General features: G+C 44.5%; 16 protein-coding genes and 1 pseudogene. 7 read left to right on the forward strand and 10 right to left on the reverse strand.

Annotated elements, in window-relative coordinates; genetic code table 11:
- Positions 1-105 precede the first annotated feature (105 nt).
- Complete coding sequence (locus tag A1QO_RS00470; protein WP_017040063.1) at positions 106-960, forward strand: endonuclease/exonuclease/phosphatase family protein; 855 nt, start codon at positions 106-108, stop codon at positions 958-960.
- A 23-nt stretch (positions 961-983) separates the two neighbouring features.
- Here A1QO_RS00470 and A1QO_RS00475 read toward each other — a convergent pair whose 3' ends face one another.
- The 3 genes and pseudogenes from A1QO_RS00475 to gloB form a co-directional block, all read right to left on the reverse strand.
- Positions 984-1,670, reverse strand: a complete 687-nt coding sequence (locus tag A1QO_RS00475; RefSeq protein WP_017038739.1) for a YIP1 family protein — start codon at positions 1,668-1,670, stop codon at positions 984-986.
- Positions 1,667-3,064 (reverse strand): annotated as a pseudogene (locus tag A1QO_RS00480) (LysM peptidoglycan-binding domain-containing protein); the annotation flags it as partial. The gene A1QO_RS00475 and the pseudogene A1QO_RS00480, both read right to left, overlap by 4 nt.
- Positions 3,065-3,329: 265 nt before the next feature.
- Positions 3,330-4,088: a hydroxyacylglutathione hydrolase gene (gene gloB / locus A1QO_RS00485; RefSeq protein ID WP_017041173.1), complete on the reverse strand. Its 759-nt coding sequence runs from the start codon at positions 4,086-4,088 to the stop codon at positions 3,330-3,332.
- Positions 4,089-4,127: 39 nt separating this feature from the next.
- Here gloB and A1QO_RS00490 point away from each other — a divergent pair, with 39 nt between their 5' ends.
- A complete protein-coding gene (locus tag A1QO_RS00490) occupies positions 4,128-4,883 on the forward strand; it encodes a class I SAM-dependent methyltransferase (RefSeq protein ID WP_017035088.1) in 756 nt (251 codons plus the stop codon).
- A gap of 72 nt (positions 4,884-4,955) precedes the next feature.
- Here the strand turns inward: A1QO_RS00490 and rnhA are convergent, their stop codons facing one another.
- Positions 4,956-5,420 carry a ribonuclease HI gene (gene rnhA / locus A1QO_RS00495; protein WP_017035089.1) on the reverse strand — a complete coding sequence of 155 codons (465 nt, stop codon included), beginning with the start codon at positions 5,418-5,420 and terminating at the stop codon, positions 4,956-4,958.
- A gap of 56 nt (positions 5,421-5,476) precedes the next feature.
- On the opposite strand from rnhA, the gene dnaQ reads away from it, so the two are divergent.
- Positions 5,477-6,226 (forward strand): DNA polymerase III subunit epsilon, encoded by a 750-nt coding sequence (gene dnaQ / locus A1QO_RS00500; protein WP_017035090.1) that lies wholly within the window; start codon positions 5,477-5,479, stop codon positions 6,224-6,226.
- 52 nt (positions 6,227-6,278) lie between these two features.
- The gene (locus A1QO_RS00505; protein ID WP_017041174.1) at positions 6,279-7,508 is read left to right on the forward strand and encodes a TIGR03503 family protein; all 1,230 of its coding nucleotides are present in this window, start codon (positions 6,279-6,281) and stop codon (positions 7,506-7,508) included.
- A gap of 168 nt (positions 7,509-7,676) precedes the next feature.
- Here A1QO_RS00505 and fadE read toward each other — a convergent pair whose 3' ends face one another.
- Positions 7,677-10,121: an acyl-CoA dehydrogenase FadE gene (gene fadE / locus A1QO_RS00510; protein ID WP_017038743.1), complete on the reverse strand. Its 2,445-nt coding sequence runs from the start codon at positions 10,119-10,121 to the stop codon at positions 7,677-7,679.
- A gap of 291 nt (positions 10,122-10,412) precedes the next feature.
- Between fadE and lpcA the strand changes: the two genes are divergently transcribed.
- Both lpcA and A1QO_RS00520 read left to right on the forward strand, forming a co-directional pair.
- Positions 10,413-10,988, forward strand: coding sequence for a D-sedoheptulose 7-phosphate isomerase (gene lpcA / locus A1QO_RS00515; RefSeq protein WP_017038744.1), 576 nt, complete (start codon positions 10,413-10,415; stop codon positions 10,986-10,988).
- Positions 10,989-11,024: 36 nt separating this feature from the next.
- Positions 11,025-11,870: a class II glutamine amidotransferase gene (locus A1QO_RS00520; RefSeq protein ID WP_017041175.1), complete on the forward strand. Its 846-nt coding sequence runs from the start codon at positions 11,025-11,027 to the stop codon at positions 11,868-11,870.
- A 108-nt stretch (positions 11,871-11,978) separates the two neighbouring features.
- Here the strand turns inward: A1QO_RS00520 and purN are convergent, their stop codons facing one another.
- The gene (gene purN / locus A1QO_RS00525; protein WP_017035095.1) at positions 11,979-12,617 is read right to left on the reverse strand and encodes a phosphoribosylglycinamide formyltransferase; all 639 of its coding nucleotides are present in this window, start codon (positions 12,615-12,617) and stop codon (positions 11,979-11,981) included.
- A 2-nt stretch (positions 12,618-12,619) separates the two neighbouring features.
- Entirely contained in the window at positions 12,620-13,660 is a 1,041-nt protein-coding gene (gene purM, locus A1QO_RS00530; RefSeq protein WP_017035096.1) for a phosphoribosylformylglycinamidine cyclo-ligase, read from the reverse strand.
- Between the two features lie 177 nt (positions 13,661-13,837).
- Here purM and upp point away from each other — a divergent pair, with 177 nt between their 5' ends.
- Complete coding sequence (gene upp, locus A1QO_RS00535; RefSeq protein WP_017035097.1) at positions 13,838-14,464, forward strand: uracil phosphoribosyltransferase; 627 nt, start codon at positions 13,838-13,840, stop codon at positions 14,462-14,464.
- Positions 14,465-14,526: 62 nt separating this feature from the next.
- On the opposite strand, the gene rluF is transcribed toward upp, so the two are convergent.
- The 3 genes from rluF to A1QO_RS00550 form a co-directional block, all read right to left on the reverse strand.
- On the reverse strand, positions 14,527-15,573 hold the full coding sequence (rluF, locus tag A1QO_RS00540; protein ID WP_026026738.1) for a 23S rRNA pseudouridine(2604) synthase RluF: 1,047 nt from the start codon (positions 15,571-15,573) through the stop codon (positions 14,527-14,529).
- A gap of 132 nt (positions 15,574-15,705) precedes the next feature.
- Positions 15,706-16,287: a DNA endonuclease SmrA gene (gene smrA, locus A1QO_RS00545; protein WP_017035099.1), complete on the reverse strand. Its 582-nt coding sequence runs from the start codon at positions 16,285-16,287 to the stop codon at positions 15,706-15,708.
- 158 nt (positions 16,288-16,445) lie between these two features.
- Entirely contained in the window at positions 16,446-16,586 is a 141-nt protein-coding gene (locus tag A1QO_RS00550; RefSeq protein ID WP_017035100.1) for a DUF3149 domain-containing protein, read from the reverse strand.
- Positions 16,587-16,869 lie beyond the last annotated feature (283 nt).

Consider the following 16,869-nt stretch of genomic DNA (forward strand, 5'->3'; position numbering starts at 1 on the left):
GGAGCCTTTGGGCTCCTTTCTCCTTTCTTTTTTTACTCTCTCTGACTTCTTATCACCTAGCTCCTTGCACCTACCTAAGGCAATCAATATGCTTGATGGATCGATATGAACAGAACGCATCTCTTTTTCCTAGCATTAGTATTGAGTGTATTGGGTTTTTTTTCTGTTTATTTCATCTTCAGTGTATCAACAGAGGCCAGTGTCACGGTACTTAATACTAATGCACTCAATACCCATTCACCGCCTAAGCTTCAGTGCCATCAAGAATCCAACACTCTATCAATTGATAATGAAGGGAAATTAGATGTTCTGGTCTGGAATATATACAAGCAAAATCGTTCCAACTGGAATGAAGCACTGACGTCACTGTCCCAATCTCGTCAATTGATTTTATTGCAAGAAGCCAGCATGACCGATTCTTTTAAAGGGTGGTTAATCGAAAAAGGGTGGCAGGGAAATCAAGTTGAAGCGTTTAAGGCGTTTGATGTGTCATCGGGTGTCCTCACTATTGCTGCCGACTCGCCCGCTTTAGTCTGTGCTTACTTGGTTGTTGAACCCTGGCTGAGGTTGCCTAAATCGGCGTTGTTTTCTTTATATTCATTGTCTGATGGTCAGCAGTTAGCGGTCGTGAATATTCATGCGGTTAATTTTACCTATGGGGTTGCTGAATATCAGCAACAATTGAATGCCCTAGTGAAAGCGTTGCTACAGCATGAAGGGCCGATTATTTTTGCTGGAGACTTTAACAGTTGGAGCCATGAGCGAATGAATGAACTGGCAGAGCACTTGCGACCTTTAGGCTTAATAGCGGCGACTTTTATGCCCGATAATCGTAAGCAATTTTTGAATGGTTTGGCTCTCGATCATGTCTTTTATCGAGGTTTGACTTTAAAAAAAGCAGAAGCACCACAAAGTGATGCTTCTGACCATAACCCATTATTAGTGAGTTTTTCTCTATAGCTCGCCCGTCAACGGTTCACGCTTTAGCTGACGACAATATAAATAGCCCAAACTAAGAAATACCCAACCCATGGGAGGGCGGAAATAACGATAGCTTGCCCACGCTCAAATTCTGTCCAAGTTAGCACTGCCGCATAACCAAGAACGATATACCAGGGTAATAGCAAAGGAACCGCGCTGGCAAACTGAGACCAGTCATTGGTGAGCGGTAGCTTGATAAGACCATTGAGACTGTTGAGATCGGCAGCGTATGTCATCACCTGTCCATGCTTTAAAAGCACACTCACATAGCTAGCAAAATCACCAATAATGGCAGGGAACATAATGACTGAACAGGCGGCAAACCAGCGCCAAAAACTCTGAGGTTGTTGGCTGGCTTTTGTTGCTAGGTTAAACCATAACGCGAGCATGATAATGGACATTGTTCGACCAAGAACATCTGAAATGATTTCACCTGCCATTAAGGTATTGGCGTCTAGAAGCTCAAGTTGCGCAGGGTTTGTTTGTGCTAGTTGGGTCGATAGCTCTGCGTATAACCAGTCAAAATTAACGAGGTCAAAGTAAGCGCCCCAAAATAAGAAAGGGCTCAATACAAGAAATAGATAAGGCTGCCAACCCCATACCGCATGTTTGTGCAGCGTGACAAAAGCAGAAGAAGGCGATCGGAAAATATCCACTAACATCATAAGTGGGTTACTAGACGAAATCATACACTCACCTTGGTTACATCAACGTACAATTTTAGTTTTTGTCCAGGCTGCAGGTATTTGCCTTTATTCAGTTCATTCCATTTCACAATATCATTACTCTTTACTTTAAATTTATTGGCGATGCCACTGATGGTATCCCCTGTACGTACTTGATAGAAAACCGTACGAATCACCGAACCGTCCGATCCCTTTTTCCAGATAACCAATTCTTGACCGATACGAAGTGTGTCGCGTGGGCCCATACCATTCCATTTTGCTAATGATTGATGAGAGACTTTATTTGCTCTTGCTATCGTCCACAAGCTATCGCCACTTTGTACCTTATGGGTCAATTTATACTGGCCTCTGGAGCGTGATTGGGTTTTTGCTAATCGGTTTGTCGCGCTCAGAGCGTAGGCCTTTTCGTCTTGAGTCGATGTTGGAATCATTAAGTGTTGCCCAACTCGAATATTATGACCGGGTAAGTTATTCGCGGTTTGTATAACACGAGTCGTGGTGTTGTATTTGTTTGCTAGAACGCTGAGGGTGTCGCCAGATTGCACTTGGTAGCGGACCAAACGCATACCTTTACCTCTGTTTTCTTCTACTTTTTGGGTAAATTGTGCCACGGAGCTTACCGGTAACAACAATTGCTGATGTTTATCCGGTGCGGTTGCCCATTGGTTGTACGCTGGGTTTAAGCTTTGAAGTTCTTTCACTGAAATGTTGGCATAATTGGCCGCAATCGCGAGATCGAGCTGATCGTTAGGATTGACGAGTTCAACAACCGGGGTGTTTGAAATGGCGGGTATTTCGATACCATACTTTTCTTGATTGGCTATGATGTCAGCAAGGGCGAGAAGCTTAGGCACATAACCGCTGGTTTCTTTTGGCAGATCTAATGAGAAGAAGTCAGTAGATTTTCCCAAGTTTCGATTCTTACGGATAGCACTGTTGAGGCGCCCGCCACCGCTATTGTAAGCCGCGATTGCGTGATTCCAGTCGCCATCAAAACGAGTGTTTAATCGTGTTAAGTAGGTTAACGCTGCATCGGTTGCGGCAACCACATCACGACGGCCATCGTACCAAAAATTCTGTTCTAGACCGAAATACTCCCCGGTGGCAGGAACAAACTGCCACAGCCCTGCAGCACTGCCATGTGAATAAGCGAAAGCATCAAAAGAACTTTCTACAATAGGAAGTAAAGCAAGCTCGAGTGGAAGACCTCTTTGCTCAATTTCATTAACAATCAGATATAAAAAAGGTTCAGCACGTTTGGAGACCGTTCTTAAATGCCCTGGATGCTTGAGATACCAAGTGCGGTAATAGTCAACACTCTTGTGATCTGGGACCTCCATTTGTAACTGCATTCCAATACGGTGCCAGATATCTTGTTGAGTTTGTGGGGTCACTTCAGCAATAGGTTTTAATTTAGGTGCTGTTGCTTTTAACTCACCTTGATTGTCTCCCGTTGATGTTGGCAGGTGAGCCACATCTTGCGTTGGTTGTGAGGTTTCATACTCCCCTGTAGTAGAAGATGACTCCGGTGGCTGAGTAAGTTGGCAGCCTGTTAGTAACAGTGCCAAAACCCAGCTGTATTTTACTCGCATGTAACAGCCCTTTTTTAAAACAGCTGCTGATAATACTGGTCTGCCCCTACAAGTGACAAGCTAGAAAATGCTAAAATTCGTTCTTCCACTCACGTAACGCGGAAAAAACGGAGAGCGGGTCAATGTTTTCTGTTCGATTTGTCACCGATTTAATGACCGATTCCTCTTTGCAACGAAGAAATGGGTTGATCAGCTTTTCAAGTTTGATAGAGCTAGGAAGGGTAGATTGCTTCTGTGCACGAAGGCGATTGACATCATCTCGGTACTGGTGAAGTCGCTGATTCTCTGGCTCAACCGCCAATGCAAAAGAAACATTGCTGGCCGTGTATTCGTGGGCGCAGTAGATTTTTGTTTCTTCAGGCAGTGCGGCTAGTTGATCCAACGCCGTGTGCATCTGCGCGTAAGTCCCTTCAAAAACTCGACCACAACCCGCCGAGAAAAGCGTGTCTCCACAAAATAGATGCCCAGCACCGACATAACCAATATGTCCGAGTGTATGACCCGCTAAGTCGAGCACATCGAAAGACTCTCCAAATAACTCGATTTTATCCCCACCATTTACGGCGTGTGTGAGTGTTGGAATCGGCTCTTTTTCCGGGCCGACAACATCAATGCCGGGATACTGGCGAACGAGCTCAGGAACACCGCCTATATGGTCATGATGATGATGGGTAATTAGGATGGCGTCTAACGTCAGTTGATGCGCTTCTAAGTAAGGCAGCACTGGATTCGCATCACCAGGATCGACCACAACACAACGGCCTTCTCTATTTTCTATCACCCAGATGTAATTATCATTAAATGCAGGTATGCTTTTGATACGTATCATGGTTGAGTCTCCCGTCACCTAGGTTGAAGCAGGTTATTAATGAATCCAGCACGCAATGAAAAGAAGCTTGAAAAGCCACACTCATGGTCTCAGCTTAAAAATGGCGAGTGGGTGAACAACGCTATTCAAACACGCCTTGATGAGTGGTGTCCAAAGTTATTTGGGTATCATATGTTGAAGCTGGGCGGTTTAAGCTGTGAGCTGGCAAGTCAACACTGCAATATCCAACATCAAGTCAATCTAGATGTTCATAACCCTCTGCACAATGTGATCGCTGACGGTTATGATTTGCCTTTTTTGGAAAAAAGCTTTGATACGGTGATTATGGCTCATCAACTCGATTACTGTAACGATCCTCACCGAATGTTGCGAGAAGTTGATAGAGTGATGATTGATGATGGTTACCTCATTCTCACAGGGTTCAATCCGATCAGCATCACCGGCTTTGCTCGATTCCTCCCATGGCGGAAAAATAATTTACCTTGGAGCGGGCGAATGTTCACACCGAACCGAATTAAAGATTGGTTAGGGTTATTGAATTATCAGGTGATTGAAAGTGATACATTTGCACTGTTCCCTATGCAAAAATATCAACCGATGTGGACATGGTGTGAGAACAGTTTAGGTGATTGGGCTAGCCCATTAGGAAGCCTTTATTTCGTGGTGGCGCGCAAGCGTACTTATCCTTTAAAACCGATCAAGCCGCACTGGCGATTAAAACGAAGATTATCGCCAGTCAGTATTAACTATCGAGTGAATCGCGTTGTACAGAAAAATTGGGTAGATAAAAACTGATTTGAGTTTGAGGTAAGAAACCAAGAATCGCCGCTTCTTGGTTTTATTTTAGGTCCTCAGTGATCTAAATCGTTAACCTGCTTCGTAACCGGTATCTTCTTCTGTTGGATTTTCGGCTGCGGTACGTGCCAATTCATCGCACATTTCGTTTTCTCTGTGCCCCGCATGGCCCTTAACCCAGCGCCAATCGACCGTGTGACGCGCGGTCTCTTTGTCTAGCGCCTGCCATAAATCAGCGTTCTTTACAGGTTTCTTCGCTGACGTCTTCCAGCCACGCTTTTTCCAGTTATGAATCCATTGCGTAATACCTTGGCGAACATACTGACTATCTGTGGTAAGTATCACTTCACAGGGCTCCTTCAGAGTTTGTAAAGCAACAACGGCGGCAAGCATCTCCATGCGATTGTTGGTGGTCAGGTTATAGCCTTTGGCGAGTGTTTTTTCCGTTTCTTTATAGCGTAATACAACACCATAACCACCAGGGCCTGGATTGCCTAAACAAGAACCATCTGTGAAAATTTCCACTTGTTTCGTCATGATTTGATACTATTGGGTTAAGCATATTATTCGCATAGTCTGACACATAATTAAATATGAATACCAGTAGCAATTTAGAGCAAAATGTAGAGCAAAAACGAATCATCGTTCTCGATACCGAAACCACCGGTATGAATAGAGAAGGTGGGCCTACCTATCAAGGGCATCGTATTATAGAGATTGGTGCTGTCGAGATCATCGGTCGAAAGCTCACTGGTCGGCATTTTCATGTCTATATCAAGCCAGACCGTGAGATTCAGCCTGATGCGATAGAAGTTCATGGTATTACCGATGAATTTTTATCAGACAAGCCGTCTTATAGCGAAGTACATCAAGAATTTATTGAGTTTATTAAAGGTGCCGAATTAGTTGCCCACAATGCTCCCTTTGATGTGGGCTTTATGGATCATGAATTCAGAATGTTTGATAGCTCTGCGGGTCAAACCACGGACTATTGTGAGGTCACCGACACCCTCGCCATGGCGAAGCGCATGCCAAACATGCCAGCTAGGAAGAACCTGGATTCATTGGCAAAGCACTACACTATTGATACCTCAGCTCGTATTCTTCACGGCGCTTTGCTCGATGCGGAAATTCTAGCTGACGTCTACTTGGCGATGACGGGGGGGCAAACGTCGCTTCAATTTAGCTCTGAAGCAGGTGGAATTAGTGGTGTAACGATAAAACGTATCAACACAGACCGAAAAGCGCTAAAGGTTTTACTAGCAACGGCCGATGAAGTAAAAGCACATCAAGAAAGGCTTGATATCGTACAAGAAAATGGCAACTGCCTCTGGCTAAAGTAATAAGCCCTTGCTAAAAACAGGAGAAATACCATTGAGGATTTTAATCACGTTCATGAGCTTGATGCTGTGCTTTAGTACGAGTGTCGCCAGTGAAGAATCTTCTATGTCGTTGCTCGATAATCGTTTTCGAGTGGATCCTACGATAAAGCAAATTACTTTTGTCATTTATCGCGAACAATCTTCTAAACCCGTTGTGTTGGTTAGGCCCGATGGCAAAAAATATTATGCGTGGCGAAGTCCTGACAACGTTCAATGGTATCAAGAATCATCGCTGGACATTATTTCCATTGACGATCCTATGCCGGGTCCTTGGCAAGCGGTGGGCAAAGTCACGCCCAAAAATAGAATCTTACTTATCTCTCATTTAGCGTTAGAAAGCGATACATTCCCAACCCGTTTATACCAAGGTGAAGAGATCAAATTCACCGCGAAATTGACCTCAGATGGTGAACCTCTGATTCTTAGGGATTTTCTTGATCGAATCAGCCTTAAAGTGACGTTTACGAAGTTTGTGGAAAATGAGCAGGACTTGATCAGCGAAGCCAAGCCAGTTCCTGAGGTTTTGGGTGTCTTTTCTGATGATGGAACAGGACTTGATGAATTTCCTGGCGACGGAATATTTACCGTGGCTTTACCAATATCCTCGCAGCCAGGTAAATACCGGGTAAGAATCACATCAGGAAATGGCATCTTTTTAAGGGCTCAAGAGCAAGAGGTGCTGGTTTATCCAACACCGATTCAGCATACCTTTATTCAATCTCGAGATGCTGAAACGGCTCACCAAATTATTCTCTCCGGAGAGCAGGGTATGGTCAAGCCTGGGTCTTTGGCGGCACAAATTGACCACACCAATAGTGACGGTGAACTCACCTCCGTGTCTGGCAGTGCCATTGAAGAATCGGAAAAGCTGGATCTTTGGATACCCAATAGTGACAAAGTGGGTCACTATCAATGGCAAGGAAAGGTGTTTGCAACGGATATGGCGACAGGTAGACCGCTGGCGTTTATGGTGACCGATCAAAGTTATAATATTTTAGAGGAAATCGATTTTGAGAAAACACGGTTGATTCAAGAAGAGCAACAGAGAAAACAGCAGCAACTTCTCGAAGAGCTACGAATCAAAGAAGAGAAGGAAGCGGCTCGAACACGCAGCATGATTATCATTGGTGTCGGCAATATTGTGGCCATTTTAGTGGGGCTGGCGGTGTGGTTCATACGACGAAAACTCAATGCGGCTAAAAAGGCGTTACCAGAAATGCAGTTGGATATGCCTAAGAAATAAAGCGTAAAGTAATGTTGTGATTTGAACCAATAGCCAATCTCATAGCAAAATTAAACAGATAGACAGGTAAACAGATAAGCAATAACCGTTGATAAATGGGTAGAGAAAAGGCCGATTAACTCAGTGGTTAATCGGCCTTTTAGTGCTTGCTATTTGAGAGAGCGATTTTTAGGCTACGTTACCGACGGCAGGATATTGAGGCTTTGCAGCAAGGTCCTCGGGGCTGAAGTCGTCAACATTGATCACGTACAGACGCTCCACTTCTGCTTTTCTCAGTATCGCCGCTTCTGCGTCATCGATAAGGTTGTTTTCTAATCCGATTTCAGCAATCTTATCGAGTGCTAAGAACGCTTTACGCTGCTCTATCCCCTTGCACACTTTATCGAAGATTGGCTCAGCTTGAAGAATGATCTCCAGTGCTTTCTCTATGCGGCCAACTGGATTAAACGGCGTATCTTCAAGGTACTGGTTTCGACCAATTCTAGAACGAGTCTCACTTGGAGTTTGAATGATTTTTGCCACTTTACTGTCCAGCTTATCGCTTGGTGCTCGGCGTACTCTACCAAAAGGTAGAATTAGGATACGAAGCGCTGAAGCGATAACTCGGTTAGGGAAGTTCGCTAAAAATTCATCAATCGCTACTTCCGTTTGTTGCAAGCTATCTTGCAGGCCCCAGTCAACCATAGCTTTATCTTCTTGAGGGCGTCCATCTTCATCAAAGCGTTTCAGCGTCGCAGAACTGAGGTAAAGTTGGCTTAGAATATCACCCAGTCGAGCAGACATTCGCTCTTTGCGCTTTAACGAACCGCCTAACACAACCATTGAAATATCCGATAGTAATGCCATGTTCGCGCTGTAACGATTCAACTGCTGATAGTAACGCTTAGTGAAATCTTTGGTCGGAGCCTCAGAGCCAAAGCCATCAGTGAAACCAAACCACAGGCTGCGAACCAGATTACTCATGGTAAACGTCACGTGACCTGCTAATGCCGCATCGAATTTCTCTAACGCATCATTGGCCTCGGAATGCGCCGCATTCATTTCGTCGAGAACGTATGGGTGACAACGAATCGCTCCTTGACCATAGATGATCAACGATCGAGTGAGAATATTGGCACCTTCTACAGTGATAGCGATTGGCGACCCTTGGTAACCGCGCGCTAAAAAGTTCGAAGGCCCCAAGCAAATGCCTTTTCCGCCGACAATGTCCATTGCATCAATGATGCTGCGTTGTCCACGGTGAGTACAGTGATACTTAACGATGGCAGAAATAACAGACGGCTTTTGGCCTAAATCGATACCTGCTACGGTTAGGCTACTCGCAGCGTCCATGACGTAAGCGTTACCAGCAAGGCGTGCTAGGGGCTCTTCTACCCCTTCCATGTGACCAATAGGTTGCTTGAACTGGCGGCGAATACGAGCATAAGCTCCGGTTGCTAACGCTGCTGATTTAAGACCACCGGTTGAATTTGAAGGCAGAGTGATACCACGCCCCACGGATAAGCACTCGACGAGCATTCTCCAGCCTTGTCCCGCCATTTTTTCGCCGCCGATGATGAAGTCAATCGGAACAAAGATGTCTTTCCCCTGGGTTGGGCCATTTTGAAATGGAACATTAAGAGGGAAGTGACGGTTGCCGATCTCTATGCCTTTCAGGTCAGTCGGGATCAATGCACAGGTGATCCCTAGATCTGGCTTGTCACCCAGTAACCCATCTGGATCTCGCAGTTTAAATGCTAAACCGAGTACCGTTGCGACCGGTGCAAGTGTAATGTAGCGCTTATTCCATGTTAGGCGCATGCCCAACACCTGTTTGCCTTGCCACTTACCTTTACAAACAACCCCAAAGTCTGGAATTGAACCTGCATCTGAGCCAGCTTCTGGGCTGGTTAAAGCAAAACAAGGTATTTCGATGCCATTCGCTAGACGAGGTAGGTAGTGATTTTTTTGCTCTTCAGTACCGTAATGTTGGAGGAGTTCCCCAGGGCCGAGTGAATTTGGAACACCGACGGTTGATGATAGAACGCTCGACACACCGGTGAGCTTTTGAAGGACCAAAGATTGCGCGTAGGCAGAAAACTCAAGCCCGCCATATTTTTTCTTAATGATCATAGCAAAGAACTTATGGTCCTTTAGATATTGCCATACCTCTGGAGGCAGATCGGCAAGTTCATGAGTGACTTGGTGGTCATTAACCATGGCGCACACTTCATTCACCGGACCGTTAAGGAAAGCCTTTTCTTCTTTGGATAACTTAGGCGCTGCGATGCTGTGCAGGTTTTTCCAATCCGGTTTGCCTTTAAACAGTTCGGCTTCCCACCAAACGGTACCCGCATCGAGGGCTTCTTTTTCTGTTTGCGACATCGCTGGCAAGACTTTTTTAAACAGCGTGAGCGCTTTTTGGCTGAAAACACCTTGTCGTACTGACGGTACGGTAAACAGCACAACCGCAGCAAAATAGAGTGCCCAACTCAAAAATCCTGCGTTCCCCCATATTGATAGGGCAAACATGGTGGCTGTGAGCGCCACTAATGACATCACCAGCGAGCTTCGATGGTACAAACAAAGGGTAAAAATAGCGGTGAAGCTAAGTATAGAGAGCAAGGTTTCCATGGCGTTTTCCTTTTCTAGCCGTTTATTGCACTGTAATCTCATAAGAGGTCTAACCAGTAGAGTGTAAACAATATATTAATAAAATGTAAAATACCAATGTGGTTAAAAAGTGATCCAAGTAGAGTGAAAGTTCTAATAGTGAGCGGTGAGTGGTGATTTATATTCATTAATGCGTGCCTAAATTCGATTTCTTACTGGCTAACTATCGACACTGGAATTTGTTTTAGTAAACTCAGGGGTAAAGTGGTAACAAAGATTACGCTTAACCCAATTCAACAAGAGATCACAGATATGTATCAGGAATTAATTAAAAGCGAACTGACAGAAGCTGCCGACGTATTGAATGCGTTTTTAAGTGATGAACACAATTTGGCACAAATTGAAGCCGCCGCTAAGTTGATTGCCGATTCGTTTAAGCAAGGTGGAAAAGTACTCTCTTGTGGCAATGGCGGTTCTCACTGTGATGCTATGCATTTTGCAGAAGAGCTGACAGGGCGTTATCGAGAAAACCGACCGGGGTATCCAGGCATCGCTATCTCAGATCCGAGCCATATTTCATGCGTAAGTAACGATTTTGGCTATGATTCTGTGTTCTCTCGTTATGTCGAAGCCGTTGGCTCAAAAGGTGATGTGCTGTTTGGGTTATCTACGTCAGGCAATTCAGGGAATATCTTGAAAGCGATAGATGCTGCAAAAGCAAAAGGCATGAAAACAATCGCGTTAACCGGAAAAGATGGCGGCAAAATGGCCGGGCTAGCGGATGTTGAAATTCGCGTTCCTCACTTTGGTTATGCCGACCGTATCCAAGAGATCCATATCAAAATTATTCATATTGTTATTCAGCTTATTGAAAAAGAGATGGCGTAACAACGTTCGTATTTGCTTAAAGGATTAGATGAAGCCATGTGTGAATTGCTCGGAATGAGCGCTAATGTACCAACCGATATCTGTTTTAGTTTTACCGGGCTAATTCAGCGTGGTGGCAATACAGGGCCACACCGAGATGGTTGGGGAATTACGTTTTATGAAGGAAAAGGGTTTCGAACGTTTAAAGACCCGAAGCCGAGCTGCGATTCTAAAATAGCGGAATTAGTGCAGCATTACCCAATAAAAAGCCGTGCTGTCGTGAGCCATATCAGACAAGCCAATCGAGGCTCTGTTAATTTGGAGAATACTCACCCGTTCACTCGTGAATTATGGGGACGCTACTGGACTTTTGCTCATAACGGACAGTTGTCCGATTACGATGACTTAAACACCGGTCGCTTTAGGCCCGTTGGAGAAACCGACAGTGAGTTGTCTTTTTGTTGGTTATTGAAGCAGTTAGAAGAACGTTACCCAGAGCCGCCTCAAGACATGGTCGGGGCATTTCGATTCATTGCTCAGTGTTGTGATCAATTAAAGGAGAAAGGTGTATTCAATATGCTTTTATCCGATGGCGAATACGTAATGACGTATTGTACTAATCACCTTTATTGGATAACAAGGCGAGCTCCTTTCGGTAAGGCGAGCCTTATTGATGAAGAAGTCACCATTAACTTTTTAGAAGAAACCACGCCTAATGATGTTGTCACCGTCGTTGCCACTCAGCCTTTAACAGACAACGAAATATGGCATCGCATGAAGCCGAGCGAATTTGGTATTTTTCACTTTGGAGAGTTAATTGATGGCAATGCGCACAAGTTAGAAAATGTTGCGTTTGCAGAAGCCAAACCACGCTGCCAAGCGCCTGATCAGCCATTAGCTTAAATCGATATTGACGCGATGCAAGAAGGGCTGTTGCAAGAAGATTGATACAAAAAGGGTTGATGCTTCCACATCAACCCTTTTGTTTATCTGTTTGCTCTATCAATAGAACTATTCTTGAGCGTATCCATGGATACCCAGTTTTTCACCATCTAAGAATGCTTTACCGTCTTCCATTTTTAAGCGCCCATCAACAAACCATTGAGCCACTAATGGGTAGATTTTATGCTCTTGTGTTTGAACACGTTCGGTCAGCACTTCAACAGTATCCTCATCAAAAATAGGCACTTTTGCTTGTAGGATAACGGGGCCACCATCGAGTTGCTCGGTAACAAAATGCACGCTTGTACCGTGCTCTTCATCACCGGCGTGGATAGCTCGTTGATAGGTGTTTAAACCTGGATATTTCGGCAGTAATGAAGGGTGAATATTGATCATTCGGCCTAAGAAATGGCGAACGAACTCGCCACTTAAAATACGCATGTAACCCGCCAAAATGATTAAATCAGGCTGATACCCATCCATCTGACGCATTAATTCCCTGTCGAATGCATCACGAGTATCAAAGGCTTCTGGATCGATAAAGATACCATCTGCGCCCGCTTTTTTTGCTCGCTCAAGAGCAAAAGCCGTTGCCTTATTCGAAAAAACAGCCGTCACTTTACCGCTATCAATACTGGTTTCACAAGCATCGATAATCGCTTGTAAGTTAGAACCATTCCCTGAAACTAAAACAACTATGCTCTTCATATTTAGTTGATCTCAACCTGTTCTTCGCCCGCTTTTGCTTGAGCGATTTCACCGATAACCCAAGCGTTTTCACCTTCTTGTTGAAGAAGCTTAACCGCTGCGTCTGCTTGGTCTTTAGGTAGGGCAACAACGAGGCCAACACCACAGTTAAAGGTGCGGTACATTTCGTGAGTGGTTACGTTGCCTTTTTCTTGTAGCCAGTTGAAGATTGCAGGCCATTCCCAGCTTGAACCATCAACAACCGCTTTGGTGCCTTCAGGAAGTACGCGTGGGATATTTTCCCAGAAACCACCACCGGTGATATGAGAGATCGCGTGGATATCGTGCTCTGCAATCATCTTAAGTGCTGATTTAATGTAAATTTTAGTCGGCTCTAGAAGGTGTTCACCGATAGTGCGACCGTCTAGTTCTTCCGTCTTATCAGCGCCAGATACTTCAAGAATCTTACGAATAAGAGAGTAGCCATTAGAGTGTGGGCCACTTGAACCAACCGCGATAAGCGCATCACCAGCCGCGACTTTGGTGCCATCAATAATGTCTTCTTTTTCAACAACACCGACGCAGAAGCCAGCAACATCGTAGTCTTCGCCTTCGTACATACCAGGCATTTCAGCGGTTTCACCACCAATAAGTGAACAGCCTGCTTGAATACAACCTTCAGCAATACCGGTCACAACGTCTGCAGCAGTATCGACATCAAGCTTGCCGGTTGCGTAGTAGTCTAGGAAGAATAGCGGCTCTCCACCTTGAACAATCAGGTCGTTTACACACATGGCGACTAAATCGATACCAATTGTGTCGTGCTTGTTCATATCCAAAGCAAGGCGGAGTTTAGTGCCTACGCCATCAGTACCAGATACTAAAACAGGTTGCTTGTAGTTGGTTGGCAATTCACACAGAGCGCCAAACCCGCCAATGCCACCCATCACTTCAGGGCGACGAGTACGTTTTACCGCACCTTTAATTCGGTCAACAAGCGCATTGCCTGCATCAATATCAACACCAGCGTCTTTGTAGCTTAGAGAAGAGTTATTTGCGCTCACAGGGAAGTCCTCGGATTTAAGTTGGATATGAAAACGGCGCTATTCTACCAGTGCTTAAACATAAAGAGCAAACGTTTGCGCGAGTTTTTTTATTGATCTATCCATCCTGAAATAGAGTTTGTTATCGTGTATAATCTGAGGGTTTGTTCAAAAATACTAAAAATGCCGGAGATGAAAATGAAAGTGGTTGAAGTTAAGCACCCTCTTGTAAAACACAAAATTGGTTTAATGAGAGAAGGTGATATCAGCACGAAACGTTTTCGTGAGTTAGCAACCGAAGTCGGAAGTTTACTTACTTATGAAGCAACAGCTGATTTTGAAACAGAAACAGTGACTATTGAAGGCTGGAATGGCCCTGTAGAGGTCGATCAACTGAAAGGCAAAAAGGTAACGGTAGTGCCTATTTTGCGTGCAGGTCTGGGTATGATGGATGGTGTACTAGAGCATATGCCAAGCGCACGTATTAGCGTTGTGGGTATTTACCGTGATGAAGAGACATTAGAACCTGTCCCTTATTTCAATAAACTGGCTTCTAACATCGATGAGCGTATCGCGCTTGTTGTTGATCCAATGCTAGCGACTGGCGGGTCAATGATCGCGACCATTGATCTTCTAAAAGAGCAGGGTTGTACTCAGTTTAAGGTGTTGGTATTGGTTGCTGCGCCAGAAGGTATTGAAGCATTAGAGAAAGCGCACCCAGACGTTGAGCTGTACACGGCTGCCATTGATCAAAAGTTGAACGACAAAGGTTATATTGTCCCTGGCTTAGGTGATGCTGGCGATAAGATTTTTGGTACGAAGTAATCGTAAATAGACCATAATGCGAAAAGGGAGCGATCATCGCTCCCTTTTTTATTTTTGATGCACTATTTTTTTAAGCTTAATGTGCCCGGCTTTCGTGTTCTTGAAGAAGAATTGTGAGCGTCGCTGTGCATATTCGAGGCATTTCCCCCAGTGCGGTCAGGACGAACCGGTGCTTTGCCATGAAAGTTCTTTTTGCCCTTGCTAGAGTTTGGCGCGTGACGAAACTCATCCGCATTTTGCCCTCTAAAGGTACGGTTTTTCTGGTTTCGTCGTGCGGTGCTCGATTGATTTTCTTCACGGCTATCAAACAGCTTCGCGTCCGTAGCTCGACGAATTCGTACGCCTTTCGCATCATTTTTTGAGGCATCTTCGGTTCCGCTTGAGTCTTCACACATCGTGAGAATCTCATTCACTTCTTCTGCGCTTAGGTAGCGCCATTCTCCATTTGGGATACCATCAATAGAGATATTCATGATGCGAACTCGGCGAAGTTTAAACACTTCATAGCCTAACGCTTCACACATCCGACGAATCTGACGGTTTAGACCTTGAGTCAGTACGATGCGAAAAGAGAACTTGGTTTCTTTAGAGACTTTACATGGCAAGGTAACGGTATCAAGAATATGAACACCCGCAGCCATGTGTTTTAAGAAGTCATCGGTGATCGGTTTGTCGACACGAACCACATACTCTTTTTCGTGGTTATTCCCTGCTCGCAAAATTTTATTGACGATATCGCCATCATTGGTCAGAAAAATCAAACCATCGGACGGCTTATCAAGGCGGCCAATAGGGAAGATTCGTTTATGGTGGCCAATAAAATCAACGATGTTGCCAGGAATATCTCGTTCCGTTGTACAGGTAATCCCTGTTGGCTTATTAAGGGCGATATAGATAGGTTTTTCTTTAGAACGAACCGGATTATCATCAATGCAGACCTCATCACCCGCCACGACTTTAGTGCCCATTTCTGGAACTAAACCATTAATGGTGACTCGACCCTGTTCAATAAGTCTATCGGCTTCTCGGCGTGAACAAAATCCGGTTTCACTAATGAATTTATTGAGACGTTTAGCGCCTTCTTGAGACTGAGTATTATCTTGTGGCATGGTGGATTGGTTCTGAGATGTTGTCTGTTTTTTCTGTGGCATAGTGACCTCGTTACGTTTCACAACGGATTAATGTTAAGCAAAGCAGTATGTCGCTTATTAATTGGGCGGAGTGTAGCATTTCACTCAAAGTTATCCCATTCGTTTTTGATGACGCTCTCTATTCTCGGTTTTTTTATCATCACTTTTTCGTAGCATGAGGTAAATCGCGCCGGTTCCTCCATGAAACTGAAGGGCGCTATGGGCGCATTGGACATCCCGAATTTGCGTCACCCAGCTGGCAAGGTGGCTTTTCATCAGTGCAGGGGGGTTAGAGTGAGCGCCCTTGCCATGCACAATAAGTACCGTACGTATATCCCACAGTAAACACTGCTTTAGAAATTTTACGACTTCTTCACGCGCTTCTTTGAGTGTCTTTTTATGAAGGTCTAATTTTGCTTGAATAGGGTACTTCCCAAGGCGGAGTTTTTTGTACACACCGTGTTGAACACCGTCTCGTTTGAATTGAATTAAATCTTCTGGCTTTAACAGAGGTGCGTAATCAATAGATAGGTATTCTGGGTCGTCTTCCGTCAGCCAAATAGCCGCTTGTTGCTTAGCTTGTTGCGCAATAGAAACGCTGTGCTTGTGTTTTAATTCAGCAGTGTCGTGTGTGAGGGGCTTTACATCCCCCATCATCTCTTGAAAAAGAGAAAAGTCGTCATCATGAGACATCAGTGCCCCTCAATTAATGGTCTTTTATTAAAGAGATTAATTTGGATAACGTGAGGAGTCTAGAAAATTTCACCAGCAGAAATCAGAAAGCAGAGCAAGCACTCGGGCTTCTCTGCGATAGAGTTCGTTATCTAATGAAAGGTAGGACGTTTTAGGCGTTAGTTTGATGGATCATCTTTAAAAATTTTGTAGATGAAAAAACCACTAAAAAAGAGCATGAGACTAAGAGTGGTAAAAATGACGATCATTGAAGAAAGACCCACTGCGTTGCCAAATAGGAGTTGAAGCCATAATTCCATAATTTTCTTCCGACTATTAGTGATGGCTTTGATGTTACGTGTTGGTTAAATGGTCGTTACTGATCCAGATCAAATCTCATAAGGCTGGTGAATGTTTGATGGGTATGGTGTGTTTTCCATCACGTTTATGGGCAATTGGATGGTAATTAATCGAACGATACGGTTTTGAGGAAAAAAGCCTTCAAAGGGCTTGCGTTAACGTAATTAATAAGTAATATACCAATCCGTTGACAGCGAATAGCTGATTGGCATCTCGGTGAATAGCGCAGCTTGGTAGCGCATC

Source organism: Vibrio genomosp. F10 str. ZF-129 (assembly GCF_000287055.2).
GTDB lineage: Bacteria > Pseudomonadota > Gammaproteobacteria > Enterobacterales > Vibrionaceae > Vibrio.

Coding starts and splice junctions, on each gene's coding strand:
- A1QO_RS00470 (WP_017040063.1), top strand. CDS start 106: ATGAACAGAACGCATCTCTTTTTCCTAGCATTAGTATTGAGTGTATTG.
- A1QO_RS00475 (WP_017038739.1), bottom strand. CDS start 1,670: ATGATTTCGTCTAGTAACCCACTTATGATGTTAGTGGATATTTTCCGA.
- gloB (WP_017041173.1), bottom strand. CDS start 4,088: ATGATACGTATCAAAAGCATACCTGCATTTAATGATAATTACATCTGG.
- A1QO_RS00490 (WP_017035088.1), top strand. CDS start 4,128: ATGAATCCAGCACGCAATGAAAAGAAGCTTGAAAAGCCACACTCATGG.
- rnhA (WP_017035089.1), bottom strand. CDS start 5,420: ATGACGAAACAAGTGGAAATTTTCACAGATGGTTCTTGTTTAGGCAAT.
- dnaQ (WP_017035090.1), top strand. CDS start 5,477: ATGAATACCAGTAGCAATTTAGAGCAAAATGTAGAGCAAAAACGAATC.
- A1QO_RS00505 (WP_017041174.1), top strand. CDS start 6,279: ATGAGCTTGATGCTGTGCTTTAGTACGAGTGTCGCCAGTGAAGAATCT.
- fadE (WP_017038743.1), bottom strand. CDS start 10,121: ATGGAAACCTTGCTCTCTATACTTAGCTTCACCGCTATTTTTACCCTT.
- lpcA (WP_017038744.1), top strand. CDS start 10,413: ATGTATCAGGAATTAATTAAAAGCGAACTGACAGAAGCTGCCGACGTA.
- A1QO_RS00520 (WP_017041175.1), top strand. CDS start 11,025: ATGTGTGAATTGCTCGGAATGAGCGCTAATGTACCAACCGATATCTGT.
- purN (WP_017035095.1), bottom strand. CDS start 12,617: ATGAAGAGCATAGTTGTTTTAGTTTCAGGGAATGGTTCTAACTTACAA.
- upp (WP_017035097.1), top strand. CDS start 13,838: ATGAAAGTGGTTGAAGTTAAGCACCCTCTTGTAAAACACAAAATTGGT.
- rluF (WP_026026738.1), bottom strand. CDS start 15,573: ATGCCACAAGATAATACTCAGTCTCAAGAAGGCGCTAAACGTCTCAAT.
- smrA (WP_017035099.1), bottom strand. CDS start 16,287: ATGTCTCATGATGACGACTTTTCTCTTTTTCAAGAGATGATGGGGGAT.
- A1QO_RS00550 (WP_017035100.1), bottom strand. CDS start 16,586: ATGGAATTATGGCTTCAACTCCTATTTGGCAACGCAGTGGGTCTTTCT.